Source organism: Streptomyces sp. NPDC018019 (genome assembly GCF_044327805.1).
Lineage (GTDB): Bacteria > Actinomycetota > Actinomycetes > Streptomycetales > Streptomycetaceae > Streptomyces.
The window spans coordinates 36,263-52,566 of record NZ_JBIRGD010000025.1 but is presented as its reverse complement, the minus strand read 5'-3'; the positions used below and the strand labels follow the sequence as shown (position 1 = coordinate 52,566).

15 protein-coding genes and 1 riboswitch are annotated in these 16,304 nt (G+C 73.4%); of the genes, 4 read left to right on the top strand and 11 right to left on the bottom strand.

All coding sequences use genetic code 11. The features are described from left to right. The first annotated feature begins 127 nt into the window (after positions 1 to 127). Both ACH4FX_RS32560 and ACH4FX_RS32555 read left to right on the top strand, forming a co-directional pair. Positions 128 to 1,702: an NADH-ubiquinone oxidoreductase-F iron-sulfur binding region domain-containing protein gene (locus ACH4FX_RS32560; protein WP_398485106.1), complete on the top strand. Its 1,575-nt coding sequence runs from the start codon at positions 128 to 130 to the stop codon at positions 1,700 to 1,702. A 236-nt stretch (positions 1,703 to 1,938) separates the two neighbouring features. Then, positions 1,939 to 2,997 (top strand): SCO0930 family lipoprotein, encoded by a 1,059-nt coding sequence (locus ACH4FX_RS32555; RefSeq protein WP_398485025.1) that lies wholly within the window; start codon positions 1,939 to 1,941, stop codon positions 2,995 to 2,997. Here ACH4FX_RS32555 and ACH4FX_RS32550 read toward each other — a convergent pair. Genes ACH4FX_RS32550 through ACH4FX_RS32535 form a run of 4 tightly spaced genes read right to left on the bottom strand, consistent with a single transcriptional unit; the run spans position 2,975 to position 7,030 of the window. Beyond that, positions 2,975 to 4,555 carry a sodium:solute symporter gene (locus ACH4FX_RS32550; RefSeq protein WP_398485024.1) on the bottom strand — a complete coding sequence of 527 codons (1,581 nt, stop codon included), beginning with the start codon at positions 4,553 to 4,555 and terminating at the stop codon, positions 2,975 to 2,977. The two genes, ACH4FX_RS32555 and ACH4FX_RS32550, sit on opposite strands and share 23 nt — an antisense overlap. Next, on the bottom strand, positions 4,552 to 4,785 hold the full coding sequence (locus tag ACH4FX_RS32545; protein ID WP_398485023.1) for a DUF3311 domain-containing protein: 234 nt from the start codon (positions 4,783 to 4,785) through the stop codon (positions 4,552 to 4,554). The genes ACH4FX_RS32550 and ACH4FX_RS32545 overlap by 4 nt, the downstream gene beginning before the upstream one ends. An 11-nt stretch (positions 4,786 to 4,796) precedes the next feature. Next, entirely contained in the window at positions 4,797 to 5,636 is an 840-nt protein-coding gene (locus ACH4FX_RS32540; RefSeq protein ID WP_398485022.1) for a class E sortase, read from the bottom strand. 20 nt (positions 5,637 to 5,656) lie between these two features. Next, positions 5,657 to 7,030, bottom strand: coding sequence for a DUF445 domain-containing protein (locus tag ACH4FX_RS32535; RefSeq protein WP_398485105.1), 1,374 nt, complete (start codon positions 7,028 to 7,030; stop codon positions 5,657 to 5,659). A 315-nt stretch (positions 7,031 to 7,345) separates the two neighbouring features. On the opposite strand from ACH4FX_RS32535, the gene ACH4FX_RS32530 reads away from it, so the two are divergent. Next, a complete protein-coding gene (locus ACH4FX_RS32530) occupies positions 7,346 to 8,635 on the top strand; it encodes an SGNH/GDSL hydrolase family protein (protein WP_398485021.1) in 1,290 nt (429 codons plus the stop codon). 111 nt (positions 8,636 to 8,746) lie between these two features. Here ACH4FX_RS32530 and ACH4FX_RS32525 read toward each other — a convergent pair whose 3' ends face one another. From ACH4FX_RS32525 to ACH4FX_RS32510, 4 genes are all read right to left on the bottom strand, one after another. Then, on the bottom strand, positions 8,747 to 9,460 hold the full coding sequence (locus tag ACH4FX_RS32525) for a DUF1707 domain-containing protein (protein WP_398485020.1): 714 nt from the start codon (positions 9,458 to 9,460) through the stop codon (positions 8,747 to 8,749). A 17-nt stretch (positions 9,461 to 9,477) separates the two neighbouring features. Then, on the bottom strand, positions 9,478 to 10,515 hold the full coding sequence (locus ACH4FX_RS32520; RefSeq protein WP_398485019.1) for an ATP-binding cassette domain-containing protein: 1,038 nt from the start codon (positions 10,513 to 10,515) through the stop codon (positions 9,478 to 9,480). A gap of 9 nt (positions 10,516 to 10,524) precedes the next feature. Then, positions 10,525 to 11,289, bottom strand: a complete 765-nt coding sequence (locus tag ACH4FX_RS32515) for an ABC transporter permease (protein ID WP_398485104.1) — start codon at positions 11,287 to 11,289, stop codon at positions 10,525 to 10,527. Positions 11,290 to 11,359: 70 nt separating this feature from the next. Beyond that, positions 11,360 to 12,157, bottom strand: coding sequence for an ABC transporter permease (locus tag ACH4FX_RS32510; RefSeq protein WP_398485018.1), 798 nt, complete (start codon positions 12,155 to 12,157; stop codon positions 11,360 to 11,362). Positions 12,158 to 12,450: 293 nt separating this feature from the next. Here ACH4FX_RS32510 and ACH4FX_RS32505 point away from each other — a divergent pair, with 293 nt between their 5' ends. Next, positions 12,451 to 14,871: a transglycosylase domain-containing protein gene (locus tag ACH4FX_RS32505; RefSeq protein WP_398485017.1), complete on the top strand. Its 2,421-nt coding sequence runs from the start codon at positions 12,451 to 12,453 to the stop codon at positions 14,869 to 14,871. 85 nt (positions 14,872 to 14,956) lie between these two features. Here the strand turns inward: ACH4FX_RS32505 and ACH4FX_RS32500 are convergent, their stop codons facing one another. From ACH4FX_RS32500 to ACH4FX_RS32490, 3 genes are all read right to left on the bottom strand, one after another. Beyond that, positions 14,957 to 15,277 carry a multidrug efflux SMR transporter gene (locus ACH4FX_RS32500; RefSeq protein ID WP_189306382.1) on the bottom strand — a complete coding sequence of 107 codons (321 nt, stop codon included), beginning with the start codon at positions 15,275 to 15,277 and terminating at the stop codon, positions 14,957 to 14,959. A 34-nt stretch (positions 15,278 to 15,311) separates the two neighbouring features. Further along, positions 15,312 to 15,384: riboswitch (guanidine-III (ykkC-III) riboswitch) on the bottom strand. Positions 15,385 to 15,452: 68 nt separating this feature from the next. Beyond that, complete coding sequence (locus tag ACH4FX_RS32495; RefSeq protein ID WP_176564603.1) at positions 15,453 to 15,755, bottom strand: co-chaperone GroES; 303 nt, start codon at positions 15,753 to 15,755, stop codon at positions 15,453 to 15,455. Between the two features lie 101 nt (positions 15,756 to 15,856). Further along, entirely contained in the window at positions 15,857 to 16,177 is a 321-nt protein-coding gene (locus tag ACH4FX_RS32490; RefSeq protein ID WP_398485016.1) for a DUF3618 domain-containing protein, read from the bottom strand. Positions 16,178 to 16,304 lie beyond the last annotated feature (127 nt).

Sequence of the window (16,304 nt, the reverse complement as noted above, 5' to 3'; positions counted from 1 at the left end):
TACAGCTGCGCGTGCGGGGGGTGTTGGTGCGTTTGTGGCGGTTCGGGGGCGCACCTACAGGTGCGGCTCTCGTGGGTCCCCGGTTACCGAAACGTCTTGTGAATGGATCGGAGTTCCCCGGATGGCGATGCTTGCGAAGGACGTCACGATTCCACTGCCTGCCGTCGGGCGGGTGCCCGCCGTGCCGGCGCTGGCGGCTCTCGGGCCGCCCCGGCTGCTGGCCGGGCTGGACGGGGTGGAGGGCCTGGGCCGGGTCGCGCACCTCACCCGGCACGGCAGCCCGCCCGACCTGTCCGCGAGCGAGCTGGTGGCGCTGGCGGAGGACACCGGGCTGCGCGGCCGCGGCGGCGCGGGTTTCCCGTTCGCGCGCAAGCTGAACGCCGTCCTGGCGGGGCAGCGGCGCACGGGCGGGCGGGCCGCCGTGGTCGTCAACGGCAGCGAGGGCGAGCCCACTTGCCTCAAGGACACCGCCCTCCTGCTGTACGCGCCGCACCTGGTGCTGGACGGGGCCCTGCTGGCCGCGCGGGCGCTCGGCGCCGAGGCGGTCGCGGTCGGGGTGACCCGCGCGGACGTGGCCCGCTCGGTGCGCCGGGCGGTCGCCGAGCGCGGCCCGCTGTCCACACCGGTACGGGTACAGCTGCTGGCGGAACGTTTCGTCACCGGCGAGGGCACCGCGCTCACCGACGGCCTCGACCACGGCCCGGGCCTTCCCTCGGGCCGCAAGGTGCGCTCCAGCGAGCGCGGCCTGAACGGCCTGCCCACCCTGCTGTCCAACACCGAGACATACGCCCAGCTCGCCGTCGCCGCACGGCTCGGCGCCCTCGGCTACCGCGCCACCGGCGACCCCGCCGAACCCGGCACCGCCCTGCTGACCGTGGCCGGTGAACGGGTCGTGGAAGCACCGACCGGGGTGCCGCTCGCCCGCGTACTGGCCCTGTGCGGTCTCGGCCCCGGCCAGGGCGTGCTGATCGGCGGCTACCACGGCACCTGGCTGCCGCCGTCCGCCGCCCGTACGGCCGTCCTCACCCGGGAATCCCTGGCCGCGCACAACGCGGTGCTGGGGGCGGGCGCGGTGTTACCGCTGCCGGAGGGGACTTGTCCGGCGGGCGAGACCGTACGGGTCGCGCGCTGGATGGCGGCCGAATCCGCCGGGCAGTGCGGGCCCTGCGTCCTGGGCCTGCCTGCCCTCGCCGACGCCCTCGGCCAAGTGGTGGGCGGCGGCGGGCAGCGCGCGCTGGATGCCGTACGGGCCCGGATGCGGGCCGTGGAACGGCGCGGCGCATGCAGCCACCCCGACGGCACCGCACGCTTCGTCGCCTCGGCACTGGCCGCCTTTCCGGAGGAGTTCGCCGGGCACGCGCACGGCGCCGGGTGCGGTCGCCCGGTCCTCGGCGTGCTGCCGGTGACCGGCCGGGAGGCGTACGGCACCGACGGCCCGCCCGGCCCCGGCGGCGGGCGGCGCGCCGGTCAGCACGCCGCCGCGGCCCGCTCCCCCGCGCCCGGCCAGCGGCTGCTCGTGGACTGGACGCTGTGCCGGGGCCACGGCCTGTGCGCCGACCTCGCACCCGGCCTGGTCCGGCTCGGCGCCGACGGCTACCCGGAGCGGGCCGCCATGCCACTGCCCGCCCGGATGCGCCGCCGCGCGCAGCTCGCGGTGCGCCGCTGCCCGGCGCTCGCGCTGCGCGTCCAAGGCGGCGAATGACCCGAACGCCCGCGATGGCAAGACCACTTCGGCGCGTTTCTGTCCTCCGATGACAACTTCCGCCCCACCTGAACACCGGCCTCCCACCCCTCGTACCTCCGCGGACAGCACGCCCCCGGCCCGGCCCGACGCCGGCACCACGCGAAGCCGGAACCTCCCGGAGTCGGCCTCCCCGGAGGCCGGCACCACACGAAGCCGGAACCTCCCGAAACCAGCCCCTCCCGAAGGAGACACCGATGAGCCCGCAGACGTACCCGCCCACCGACCGCATCCCGCCCGCCTCCCGCCGCCCCGACGGCCGGCGGCGGCACGCCGCGCTGGCCGTGACCGCCGCCGCCGTCATGGCGCTCACCACCGCCTGCGGCTCCGGCGACGGCACCGACGCGGCGCCGGTGGCCAACGACAAGGCGCGTACAAGCAGCGGAAGTACCGCCGGCTACGGCTCGGGCGGCAGTGGCAGTGGCAGTGGCTACGGAACCGACAGCGGCGCGGACAAGGGCCAGGCCGGTGGTGACGGCTACGGCTCGGCCGACGACACCAACCGGCCCGCCGCGCAGGGCGCTCCCGCCGGGACCCTCGCCCTGCGCCAGTCCCCCGCACTCGGCCCGGTCGTCACCGACAGCAAGGGCATGACCCTGTACCGCTTCGACAAGGACACCGCCGATCCGCCCGAATCCACCTGCTCCGGCACCTGCGCGACGACCTGGCCCCCGGTCCCCGCCGACGACGCCGCCGCGGCCTCCGGCATGGCCGCGAGCGCCCTCGGCTCGGTGACCCGCGCCGACGGGAGCAAACAGCTCACCATCGACGGCTGGCCCGCGTACCGCTACGCCAAGGACACCGCCCCGGGCGACACCAAGGGCCACGGTGTCGGCGGCACCTGGAACGCGTTCGCGCCCGACGGCAAGAAGGCCACCGCCGGGCCCGCCGCCGACGTCTCCGTCTTCGACCAGCCCAAGCTGGGCAAGCTGCTCGTCGACAAGGACGGCCGGACCGTCTACCGCTTCAACAAGGACAGCGCCTGGCCGATGAAATTCGGGTGCAACGGCGCCTGCCTGGACACCTGGAAACCCGTCGGGCCCGCCGACAAGAGCAAGCTGGAGGGCGTCCCCGAGAAGCTGATCAGTACCGTCACCCGGCCCGACGGCACCAAGCAGCTGGCCGTCGACTGCTGGCCGGTCTACACCTTCAGCGGCGACAAACAGCCCGGCGACGTCAACGGGCAGGGGAAGATGGGCACGTGGTTCGCCGTCTCCCCGGAGGGCAAGAAGATCACTTCGCCGGCGACGGGCTGACCCCGGCCGGTCCGGGCTCCCCGCCCTTCCCGGTGCCGACGGCCGCGCCGGCCTCCCCCGGCCCGTCCTGCTCCCCGCCGTCGCCCGTATCCAGGTCCGACGCCAGCACCTCGGCGTCCGGCCGGCCGTCCACGGGCACCGGGCCCAGCCAGGTCACCGCGAGCGCCGTCACCAGGTTCACCGCGAGCGCCACGATGCCCGCGTTCATGCCCCACACCGGATCGTGCTCGGTGAACACCAGCCCGCAGACCACCACCAGGCCCACGACCAGCCCGGCGACCGCCCCGTACAGCGTCAGCCGCCGCCACACCAGTCCCAGCAGAATCATCGGGACCAGCTGCGCCATCCCCTCGTACGAGATGAGCGAGAGCCGCACCAGGGTGTTCGGCGCGGTGTACGTCAGCAGCAGCGCCAGCCCGCCCGCCACCACGACGACCACCTGCGACCACAGCTTCTGACGGTGCGCCAGCCGGGGCACCGCGCCCAGCACGCTCCTCCCCCACATCGTGCCGATGACCAGCATGAACACGGCCATCGGCACGATGGAGGAGAGCGCCGCCGCGACCCCGGTGACGCCCACCAGCCAGGCCGGCAGCGAGTCCACCACCAGCTTGAACAGCGCCAGATTGGAGTCCGCGCCGGTCAGCCCCGGCACCACGAACAGGGCCGCCATGCCCAGCAGCATCGGCACGAACAGCAGCACGTTGTAGAAGGGCAGCAGCACCGCGTTGCGCCGCAGCGCGTCGGCGCTGCGCGCGCCCAGGTAGCCCGCGACGGTCGTCGGGAAGATGACGACGGTCAGCGAGTTCAGCAGGGAGGTGGTGATGAACCAGCCCTGGTCCAGGCCGCCGGAGTGGTGGCCGGGGAAGGTCAGCCACTGCGGCTTCTCGGCGACGATCCGGTCCAGGAACGGCCCGTACCCGCCGAAGTAGTGCTGCGGCACGTAGACGGCCAGGAAGGCGAGGGTCGCGATGACCAGCACGTCCTTGAGGACCGAGACCCACGCGCTCCCGCGCAGCCCGCTGACCACGACGAAGAGCGTGGTCACCGCGAAGCCGATGAAGTACGCCCAGTTCAGGCTGATCGCACCGTAGGAGATGGTGGTGACGACGACGCCCATGCCGGTGATCTGGAGCTGGATGTACGGCAGCAGGCAGACCGTCGCGAGGACGGCCACCGCCGTACCGAGCCAGCGCCGCCCGTAGCGGTGCGCCACCAGGTCGGTGATGCCGACCAGGCCGTGCCGGCGCGCGTACGACCAGAGCATCGGGCCGACCACGAAGCCGATCGCGTAGCCGCAGGACATGTACGCCAGGACGTAGAGGACCGGGGCGCCGAAGTTGTAGCCCCAGCCCGCGGCGCCCAGGTAGCTGAAGCTGGTGTAGCTCTCGCCCGCCATCAGCACCCAGATGAAGACCGTGCCGAGGCTGCGGCCGCCCACCGACCACTCGGCGAGCCCGCCCTTGCGGCGCCCGCCGCCGCGGACCGCCAGCAGGCCCAGGGCCAGCGTCAGCACCATGAACGCGGCGAAGATGGAGGTGGCGATCGTCGCGTTCACGCCGCGCCCCGCTCTCCGGCCGGTGCCCCGGCCCGCCGCGCGGCCCGCTTCCGGTCGCCGTGCCAGGCCAGCCACACCGAAGCGGGCGTCAGCAGGGTCGCGAGCAGCATCCAGAAGACGAGGAAGGGCAGCCCGAGCACGGTCGGGGTCACGCGGTTCACCAGCGGCAGCGCGCCGAGGTAGAGCACATGGGGGACCAGGAGCCACAGCAGCGTGGGACGTTTCAGCACAGCGCGAGAGCCTATCGGGGCGCCGCGCCGGCCAGCCGCCCCCACACCACCAGGCGGTACGCCGAGGAGTACTCCGGCGTACAGGTCGTCAGCGTCAGATAGGCGCCCGGCGCGGTGTAGCGGTACGCCGGACGGGCGCTGCTGTACGGGACGGGGGCGATGACCGTGCCGTCGGACGGCGCGGTGCGCGGCAGGGTCCGGTCGACCGCGTACGTGTACCGGGCGGTCGCGGTCACCACCTCCACCGTGTCGCCGGGCCGCAGCCGGTCGAGGAAGCGGAACGGTTCGCCGTGCGTGTTGCGGTGCCCGGCCAGCGCGAAGTTCCCCTGCTCGCCGGGTTGCGCGGTGTGCGCGTAGTGGCCCGCGTACCCCTTGTTCAGGACGGCGGTCCGGCTGGTGCCCTCGGCGACGGGGACGGTCAGGCCCAGGCGCGGGATGCGCAGGACCGCGTACGCGTCGTCCCGGCGCGGGCGCGGCGGCGGGGCCGGTTCCAGGGTGGTGCGGAATTCCTGGCTCATCCGGGCCCCGTGCCGCTCGGGCTCCGGCCCGGACTCCGGCTCCGGGGCGGCGGGACCGGGCGAGGGCTCCGCCCGGCCGCCGGGTCGCTGCGTGTCCCACTGCCGCTCCAGCCGGGCCACTTGGTCGCGCGCGCCCGCCTGCGCCTGCCGGTTGGTCCAGTACAGCTGATGTACGACCAGCAGCAGGACGAGTACGCCGAACGTCACCGCCAGCTCCGCACCCGCCCACAACGCCCGGACGGCGACCGGCCTCCGTCGCCGCTGCCCCTGCACCACCACCGGTATCCGCTCGCGCACGCGGGCACGGTAGGCCCTGGGCCCTGAGACTTCCATAGTCCGCGGCGCCCCGCGTGCTATCCGCCGAGCAGCCGCGACACCGTGTAGATGCACAGCCCGGCGAGCGCGCCGACCACCGTGCCGTTGATCCGGATGAACTGGAGGTCGCGCCCGATGTGCGCCTCGATCTTCTTCGAGGTGTGCTCGGCGTCCCAGCTCGCCACCGTGTCGGTGATCAACGAGGTGATCTCGTTCCGGTAGGTCGTCACGACGTAGACCGCGGCGCCCTCCAGCCAGCCGTCCACCTTGCCCTGGAGCCGCCCGTCCCCGGCCATCCGCCGGCCCAGCGACAGCAGCGCCTCCCGGGTACGCTGCCGCAGCTCGCTGTTCTCGTCCTCGGCCGCCGCCACGATCATGGTGCGTACGGAGCTCCACGCCGAGGCGATCAGATCCTGCACCTCGCCGCGCCCCAGCACCTCCGACTTCAGGCGCTCCACCCGCTCCCGGGTGTCGGTGTCGGACTGGAGGTCGCCCGCGAAGTCCCGGAGGAAACGGTCCACCGCGCCGCGCGCCGGGTGCTCGGGCATGTCACGCATCTCGGTGACGAACCGCATCAGCTCCTTGTAGACCCGCTCGCCGACCTTGCGGTCCACGAAGCGCGGCGTCCAGCCGGGCGCGCCGCCGGAGACCGCCGTCATGACCGAGTCGCCGTGCGCGGCCAGCCAGTCGTGGGCCCGGACGCAGACCAGGTCCACCACCCGCCGGTGCCCGCCGTCCGCGACGACCTTCTCCAGCATCTTGCCCAGGCCCGGCGCCACCTCCTGCGCGTCGGCGCGCCGGGTGATCGCCTCGCCGACCACCGCCTGCACGTCGGAGTCGCGCAGCACGGTCAGCGCGCCGCGCAGCGCGGTGGACAGCTCCGCCGTGACCCGGTCGGCGTTCTTCGGCTCGGCGAGCCAGGCGCCGAGCCGGCGGCCGATGCCGACCTTGCGCAGCCGCTGCCGGACGACCTCGCCGGACAGGAAGTTCTCGCCGACGAAGTCGCCGAGGCTGACCCCCAGCTGGTCCTTCTTCGTCGGGATGATCGCGGTGTGCGGGATCGGCAGGCCCAGCGGGCGCTTGAACAGCGCGGTCACCGCGAACCAGTCGGCCAGCGCGCCGACCATGCCGGCCTCGGCCGCCGCCGCGACATAGCCCGCCCAGCCGCCCGCTCCGGCGGCCTTCGCCCAGGTGGCGAGGGCGTAGACCAGGGCGACCCCGAGCAGCAGGCAGGTCGCCAGGGTCTTCATGCGCCGTACGCCGCGCCGCTTCTCCTCGTCGGCGGGGCTGTACGGGAAGCCGCCGGGCGGCACCGGGCCGCGGACCCGGCCGGTGCCCGCGTGCGCGCCGCCGGGCGGCGCCCCGTGCGCCCCCGCGGCCGTATCCGCCCCGGGAATCACGTCCGTCTTCATCCGTTCCATCCGCTCCACCCGCTCGCACCCGTTCGGACCGTACGTAACGGCAGGTGCCCCGCTCCGTGCCGGTACGTGCGTTCAACTGTGTCCTACTCCGGCGGCGAACCACGAGTTCCCGCGTCCGGCCCGCCGGGACCCGGGACACCGGGCGAACCAACCGGAACCCGGGGCACCGGGGCGGACCACCGGGCGGACCGCCGCACCCCCGTGGCAGCATGAGGAGGCCGCCCGGACCGCAACGGCGCCGCCGACCACGCTGCCCTGTGCCCGCCCGGAGCACGCCGCTCCGCCTCCCCCAGGAGACCGTGCCGCATGTTCACCAGAGGAGGCCGCGCCCTGCTCGCCGGCCTGGCGGCACTCGCCGCGCTCATCACCGCCGTGGCCCTCCTCGCCCCGGGCGATGGCAGCGGAGGTGCCACGGACGGCAGACCGGCGCCCGCCGCCGGCCGGTGGGCCGGTACGTGGTCGGCCGCCGCGGCGGCGGCCGAGCACGGCACCACCGACGGTTACGCGGGCAGGTCGCTGCGCAACGTGGTGCACACCAGCATCGGCGGCACCAGCGCCCGCATCCAGCTCTCCAACCTTTACGGCACCCGCCCGCTGACCGTCGGCCACGCCACCCTCGCCCGCGCCGCCGCCCCCGGCACCCCGGCGGCCCGGCCCGGCACCATGCGCCGGCTGACCTTCTCGGGGCGGCCCGCGGTGACCGTTCCGGCGGGCGGCACGGTGACCAGCGACCCGGCCCGGCTGGCCGTACCGCCCGCCGCCGACCTCCTGGTCACCACCTACTCCCCGGCACCCTCCGGGCCCGTCACCCACCACCCGCACGCCCGGCAGACGTCCTATCTGGCGCACGGCGACCGGGCCGCGGACACCACCGGCACCACCTACACCGAGAAGGTCTCCTCCTGGCGCTATCTGACCGGCGTGGACGTCCGCGGCCCGCACACCGAGGGCGCCGTCGCCGCCATCGGCGACTCGATCACCGACGGCAACACCTCCACCCCGGACGCCAACCACCGCTGGCCGGACTTCCTCGCCGCCCGGCTGCGCACCGAGCCGGGCGCGCCCCGCTACGGCGTGCTCAACCAGGGCATCAGCGGCAACCGCCTGCTGACCGACGCCGACCGCTGGTCGGTCAGCGGCGGGCCGAGCGTGCTGTCGCGGCTGGAGCGCGACGTGCTCTCCCGCGCGGGGGTGCGGTCGGTGATCGTGGAGATCGGCCTGAACGACCTGTTCAAGTCACCACGGCAGCTCGACCCGGAGCAGCTGGCGGACGGCATGCGGGAGATCGTGCGCCGGGCGCGGGCACGCGGCATCCACGTCGTCGGCAGCACGCTCACCCCGTTCGGCGGGCACCGCGGCTACCGGGCGGAGCTGGACGCCGTACGGCAGGCGCTCAACGCGAAGATCCGTGCCGGGGAGGTCTACGGCCGGTACGTGGACTTCGACGCGGCACTGCGCGACCCGCGGGAACCGCTGCGGCTGCGGCCCGCCTACGACTCGGGCGACCATCTGCACCCGAGCGACGCGGGCTACCGGGCGATGGCCGGCGCGGTGGACCTCCGGCAGCTCACGGGGCCGGTGCCGGCGGCACGGTGAGGGGGACCGGGGGGCGTCGATCAGGGGCCACCGCACGGCCGGGCCGGACGGCGGCCGCACAGCCGTCAGCCCCGGCTCCCCGCTTTCCCGGCGCTCCGGCTCGCCTCCCCGTCAGCCCAGTTCCTTGCGCCGCCACTCCGACACCCCGTGCCGGTCCGGCTCCCCCGGGAGCCCCGACGCCTCCCGGCGCTCGCGCTCCAGCTTCAGCCGCTCCTTCTCCTTCTTGGACACCTTGCGCCGGACCCCGACACCGGCCATCATCGCGAACCCCGTGATCTTCACACGCGGGGCGCCCGGGTCCCCCAACTCGCCGTCGCCGTTGTCGAAGCCGCCCATGAAGCCCCAGCCCGTCACCTGCACCTCGACGCCCGGCGGCACCACGACGTCGATGCCGCCCATCAGTGCGAAGCAGCGCACCGTGACCTCGCCGGCCTCGAAGTTGGCGTCCCGCAGGTCGATCTCGCCGCCCGCCTGGAACACCCCCGCGGTGAAGACCCGCGGCACCGTCCAGCGCCCCTTGCGCGAGAACCCGCTCCAGAAGGCGAAGGCGCCACGGGAGGACGGCTCGCCGCCGATCCGCTCGCGCCAGGACGGCGCCCCGGAGGGAGCGGCGGGTGCGACCCCCGCCCGGCCGTCGTACGTCTGCGGCAGGTCCGCGACCAGCGGCCGCAGCGCGCCGACCGTACGCGCCTGATACGCCGCGGTCAGCCGCTCGTCGAACTCCTCCATCGCCAGCCGCCCCTCGGCGAGGGCCTCGCGCAGGATCTCGGCGACCTGGTCACGGTCGGCGTCCGAAGCGCGCAGATCGGGGAGTTCCTCAGTCATACGGACAGATTAATGCTTCACGGCGCCGTACTGTCCGCATACATACGGGAAATGACGTCCTCGATGTCCGGCTCGCGCACCGACAGATCCACCAGCGGATAGCGCTCCGCCACCGCCGAGACGACCGGCGCCGCGCTCTGCGCCGCCGGGAACGCCAGCCACTGACGCGGCCCCTCGACCTTGACCGTACGGGCGCCGGGCACGCCCTCGATCGGCGGCAGTTCCCGCTCCAGGTCCACCACCAGCGTCCGCTCGCCGCGCCCCACGGCGTGCAGTCCGTCCAGGCCGCCGTCGTACACCAGCCGTCCGTGGTCGATGACCATCACCCGGCGGCACAGCTGCTCGATGTCGGTCAGGTCGTGGGTGGTCAGCAGGACGGTCGTGCCGCGCTCCGCGTTGACCTCGCGCAGGAAGCCGCGCACCTTCGCCTTGCTGACGACGTCCAGGCCGATGGTCGGCTCGTCGAGGTAGAGCACCTCCGGGTCGTGCAGCAGGGCCGCCGCGATGTCACCGCGCATCCGCTGCCCGAGCGAGAGCTGGCGCACCGGCACCGGCAACAGCGGCCCGAGGCCGAGCAGTTCCACACAGCGCTCCAGATTGCGGCGGTAGGCGGCCTCCGGAACCCGGTACATCCGCCGCACCAGCTCGTAGGAGTCCTCCAGCGGCAGGTCCCACCACAGCGTCGTCCGCTGACCGAACACCACCCCGATGCGGCGCGCGAGCCGGGTGCGCTCGCGCGCGGGGTCGATGCCCGCGACCCGCAGCCGGCCCCCGCTGGGCACCAGGATGCCGGTGAGCATCTTGACGGTGGTGGACTTGCCCGCGCCGTTCGGGCCGATGTAGCCGACCATCGCACCGCGCGGCACGCTGAAGCTGATGCCGTCCACGGCCCGCACCTGCTCCCGGACCCGCCGCAGCCGCCCCGCCCTGCGCCGTACGTGGAAGACCTTCTCGACGCCGTCCAGTTCGATGAAGCCGTCCTCCTGGGGGCCCGTCCCGTCCCGCCCTTTTTGACGCCCGGCGCCCGGCGCGTCGTCCCGCGTACCCACTCGCATGCCGTCCCCTCAGCTCCCCGTACTCCGGTAGTTCCGCAGGCCCACCCGCCAGGCCGGCCAGGCCAGTACGCACATCAGCGCCGCCACCGCAGGCCCGAGGAAGTCCACCCAGCCCGGCAGCCCGAGCGGGTCGTCGCGGCCCAGCAGGCGCAGCGCGGGCAGCCAGTTGACGAAGGCGAGCGGCACGACGAAGGTGACACCGCGCACCAGGTCCTTGGCGAAGACGGTGGGCGGGTACTGGAGCATCGTCGTCCCGCCGTACGTGAACGAGTTCTGGACCTCGGCGGCGTCCTGCGCGACGAACTGGAAAGCGGCCCCGATGGTGAAGACCGCTCCGAAGATCACCGCACCGCACAGCAGCATGAGCGGCACCAGCAGCACCGTGCCCGGTGTCCAGGCCACGTCCAGCCGGGCCAGCGACCAGCCCAGCACCAGCGCCGCCTGGGTGATCCGGCCGAGCCGGCGCAGCGCGAAACGGTCCGCGGCGGCCTGCGCGAAGACCGGCACGGGCCGGATCAGCAGCACGTCCATCGTGCCGTCCCGGATCCGGGCGCCGAGCCGGTCCATGCTGCCCAGCACCAGGTCCGCCAGGCCCAGCGCGGCACTGGACGTGCCGTACAGGAACGCCACCTCGGGCAGCGTGAAGCCGCCGAGGGCGGTGATGTGCGAGAACATCAGCAGGATGGCCAGGAAGTCCAGCCCGGTGGCGGCGAAGTTGCCGAACGCGGTCAGCAGGAAGGACGCCCGGTAGGCGAGCGTGGAGCGTACCCACATCGCCACGATCAGCCCGTACGCCCGCACCCCCTCGGCCGTCCGCAGGACCGCCGCGGCACCCGCCCGCTCCTCAGCCACCCTGCACCACCACCTTGCGCGTCGCCACGGACTGCGCCAGCCGCCCGGCCGCGAGCAGCACCGCCGCCCACCCGGCCTGGAAGGCCAGCGCCCGCACCAGGCCCAGGCCGTCGTGCACACCGAGCAGCACATCGGCCGGCACCTGGAGCATGGAGGACCACGGCAGCAGCCGTACGGTCTCGCCGAAAGCGCCCGGGAAGACGTTCAGCGGCAGCACCATCCCCGAGAAGAACATGCACAACAGCCCGGCGACCATGGACACGCCCGCGCCGTCCAGCAGCCAGAACGACGTCAGCGCCACGAGGTAGCGCAGCGCGAAGCCGACCACCACGCCGAGCGCCACCGACACCAGGAACAGCAGCCAGGTCACCGGGGAGGCGGGCAGCGCCGACGGGAAGGCGAGGGTGCCCACCGCCATCGGCACCAGGCCCCGGCCGAGCAGCTGGAAGGCGGCCCGCCCGAGGTCCGCGGCCAGCCACCACATCTGGAGGTCGGCGGGCCGGTGCAGATCGACGGCGACGTCCCCGCTGCGGATGCGGTCCTGCAGCTCGTCCATCCCGCCGCCGATCAGCAGCCCGGTGGCGGCCAGCAGCGCCTGGCCGGTCCAGACGAAGGTCAGGGCCTGCGGCAGGCCGTAACCGCCCAGGTGGGGGCGTTCGGTCCACAGGGCGATGTAGGTGTAGGCGAGGATGAAGCCGAAGACGGTGTTGGTGAAGACACCGGAGGCGGTGGCGATACGGTAGGTGGCGTAGCGCCGGAAGCTCCGGGCCGCGACGGCGGCGTACAACACGTTCCGGGCCTCCCGTACCCGACTGCGCGCCGGCCCGGCGCGAACACCGGAGCCTAGTCCGGCGGGCGTTGCCCGGCCACACATTTATTCACCCGTTCCGGTGAGCCGAACGACCCGTTCGGCCGGTCACGGAGCGGTCACAGGTGCGCGCCGCCCCTCGTGAGTGAAGGGCTTGATGCGAGAGTTTCGTATCGGGCGACAGTTCCTTTTCCGGCTTTGGGCGCGATTCACCCGACACGTCACCGATCCGCCGCGGTACAACCCTCGGCGGCGGCCGAGGAGTCCATACAGACATGAGCGACGATCCGCAGCAGGACGGCAAGGCCGGTCCCCGCGTTCCGAGGTGGGCCGCGCGCTCCGAGTTGCCCTCGGCCGGCGGCGGCGACGGACCGGAGGCCACCGGGCCGGGCGCGAAGGGCGGCAAGTCCCGGCCCCGGCGCACCGGCTGGCGGCGCGCCATCCCCACCTGGCGGATGGTGCTGGGCGGCGTCCTGCTCATCCTGCTGCTGATCGCGGGCGGCCTCGTCGCCGGATACGTCCTCGTCCCCATCCCCGCCGCCAACCAGGCCGCCCAGGCGCAGAGCAACGTCTACCTGTACGCCGACGGCAGCCAGATCGCCCGCGACGGCAAGGTCAACCGCGAGAACGTCCCGCTCAGCCAGGTACCGAAGACCACCCAGGAAGCCGTCCTGGCCGCCGAGGACCGCGACTTCTACTCGGAGTCCGCCGTCGACCCCGTCGCCATGCTCCGCGCCGCCTGGAACACCGTCACCGGCAAGGGCAAGCAGTCCGGTTCCACCATCACCCAGCAGTACGTGAAGAACTACTACCTCGGACAGGAACAGACCCTCACCCGCAAGGCCAAGGAGTTCTTCATCGCGATCAAGCTGGACCGCGAGCGCAGCAAGTCCGAAATCCTGGAGGGCTACCTCAACACCAGCTACTACGGCCGCAACGCGTACGGCATCCAGGCCGCGGCACAGGCGTACTACAGCAAGAACTCCGACCAGCTCAGCACCGCCGAGGGCGCCTACCTGGCCACCCTGCTCAACGCGCCCAGCGCGTACGACGTCGCCGCCCACCCCGAGAACCGGCAGCGCGCCCTGGACCGCTGGAACTACGTGCTGGACGGCATGGTCAAGAAGAAGTGGCTGAGCGAGACCGAACGGGCCACGCTGAAGTTCCCCGCCCCGGGCAAGGCCAAGCCGCCGACCGGCCTGTCCGGGCAGCGCGGCTACCTCGTCGAGGCGGTCAAGGACTACCTGACCAAGAACGAGATCATCGATGACCGAACGCTGGCCGCGGGCGGCTACCGCATCACCACCACCATCGACAGGAAACGACAGGAAGCCCTGGTCAAGGCGGTGGACGAGCAGCTGATGGACGAGCTGGGCAGCTCGAAGACGGACCGGTACGTACGGGCCGGCGGCACCTCCATCGACCCCGCCACCGGCAACGTGGTGGCCATGTACGGCGGCATCGACTACGCCAAGCAGTACGTCAACAGCGCCACCCGGCGCGACTACCAGGTCGGCTCGATCTTCAAGCCGATCGTCTTCGCCTCCGCCGTCGCCAACGGCTCCGTCACCCAGGACGGCCGCAAGATCACCCCGAACACCGTCTACGACGGCACCAACAAGCGCGAAGCGGTCAGCAACGGCAAGGGCACCGGCTTCGCGCCCGAGAACGAGGACGGCCGCTCCTACGGGCCGATCACCGTCACCACCGCCACCGACAAGTCCGTCAACGCGGTCTACGCGCAAATGGGCGTGGACGTCGGCCCGCAGAAGGTGAAGGACACCGCCATCGACCTCGGCGTCCCCAAGGACACACCGAGCCTCGGCTCCTCCCAGGGCGCGATCTCCCTCGGCACCGCCACCCCCAGCGTGCTCGACATGACGCAGGTGTACGCGACCCTCGCCAACCACGGCAAGCAGCGCGCGTACAGCCTCGTCGGCAAGGCCGCCAAGGGCGGCGAGAGCGTCGACCTGCCGGACCGCGGACCGAAGACCGCGGTGCCCCGCGACGCCGCGGACACCACCACCTCGATCCTGCGCAGCGTCATCGAGAGCCCCGGCGGCACCGGCGCCGAGGCCCGCGCCGCCGGACGGCCCGCGGCCGGCAAGACCGGCACCGCGGAGCATGACAAGGCCGCCTGGTTCGCGGGGTACACGCCCGAGCTGGCCACCGTCGTCGCCGTCCTGGGCCAGGACCCGGACACCGGCGCCCAGAAGCCGCTGTACGGCGCCGCGGGGCAGGCCCGCATCAACGGCGGCGGCTACCCCGCCAAGATCTGGGCGCAGTACACGGCGGCGGCCCTGGACGGGAAGCCGGTCAAGGACTTCGACCTGGAACTGGAGAAGGGCGCGGACCGGCCGGACTCGCAGGAGCCGTCCACGCCCGGCGAGTCGCCGAGCACCAGCGCCGCGCCGCCGACCGACAGCGCCCCGCCCACGGGCCCCACCGGCACCCCGCCGACCAGCGGGCCCACCACCGCCCCCGGCCCCAGTTTCCCGACCTTTCCGACCCAGCAGCCGACGACCGCACCGACCGAGGACTGGCCCACCGTCGAACCGCCCACCGGGGGCATCGACGGCGGTATCGGCGGCGGCATGGGCGGGGGCGTCGGCGGCGGCCGGGGCGGCATCGGCGGCGGCACCGGGGCCGGATACGGCGGGACCTACGGGGGCTGGGAGGACTTTTCGGGGATGTAGCGGGCACCGAGGGGCCAGGGGCCGCGCGGAGTCCTGGCCCCAGGGGCGAGTGTGCGCCCCGAGCGGACCCCGGCCCCCGGCCGGCTCAGTGGCCGGACGTCGCCTTCAGCCCCACCACCGCCACCAGCAGCAGACAGATGAAGAAGATCCTGGCGGCGGTGGCGGGCTCGCCGAGCACCAGCATGCCCACGACCGCGGCACCCGCCGCGCCGATGCCGACCCATACGCCGTACGCGGTACCGATCGGCAGCGTCCGGGCGGCGTACGAGAGCAGCAGCATGCTGGCGACGATGCCCGCGCCGGTGAAGACGCTGGGCCACAGCCGGGTGAACCCCTCGGTGAACTTCATGCCGATCGACCAGCCGACCTCCAGCAGGCCGGCGACGACGAGCAGGATCCATGCCATGACGGCACCTCCGTGGAAAACGAGCTTCTACAGGGGTGCGTCGTCTTGTCGTGACCCGGTACGGCGCGTCTCGTCGGGATAGCTCCGACCCTAGCAAAAAGCGAACAAAACGGGCGGTGACCTCGGTCACCGCCCGCCGCTTCGCCCCTACGGCCGTACCGCCGCGGGAACGGACCTACAGATACAGACCCGTCGCGTCCTCGGCCCCCTCCAGGCGCTCCGCCGCCACCGCGTGCAGATCGCGCTCGCGCATCAGCACGTACGCGACGCCGCGCACCTCGACCTCGGCCCGGTCCTCCGGGTCGTACAGCACCCGGTCACCGGGCTCCACGGTCCGGACGTTCTGCCCCACCGCGACCACCTCGGCCCAGGCCAGGCGGCGGCCGACCGCCGCGGTCGCCGGAATGACGATGCCGCCGCTGGAACGGCGCTCGCCCTCGGCGATGTCGGTACGGACCAGCACCCGGTCGTGCAGCATCCGGATGGGCAGCTTGTCGTGGGTGTCCTTGGCGTTATTCGGGCTCACGGCAAGACGGTACCTGGCCGCGCGGCCGTACCGCGCCCGCCCCGGGCCCCGCGCTAGGACCGGCGCCGCTTCGAGCCCACCACCAGCAGGCCCACGACGGCCACGCCGATCATCGCCAGCGGCACCACCCGCTCCAGGCGGGGCGCGCCGTCCTCCGACACCAGCTGGGCGCGGATGTCGGAGACCGCCCGGTTGGCGGCCACGTACGCCCGCCCCGCCGTGCGGTCCACGGCCGCCGCCGTCTTCGCCTTCGCGTCCCCCAAGATCGTCTTCGGGTGCAGCCGCACGCCGATCTCGTCCAGCGTCACGGCGAGCTCCTGCCGCCTGCGGACGATGTCCTTCTCGATCTGCGCAGGGGTCCTGGCCTCCGACACCGCGCTGCCTCCGGTCGTCTCGATCCGTCTTCCGTGCGGACAGTCTGTCAGCCCGGCCGCCCCGGCGCCCCACAGCACCCCCTTTCGGGGCGGCTCAGTAATCTCGGGACATGACGAAACGGGGCGC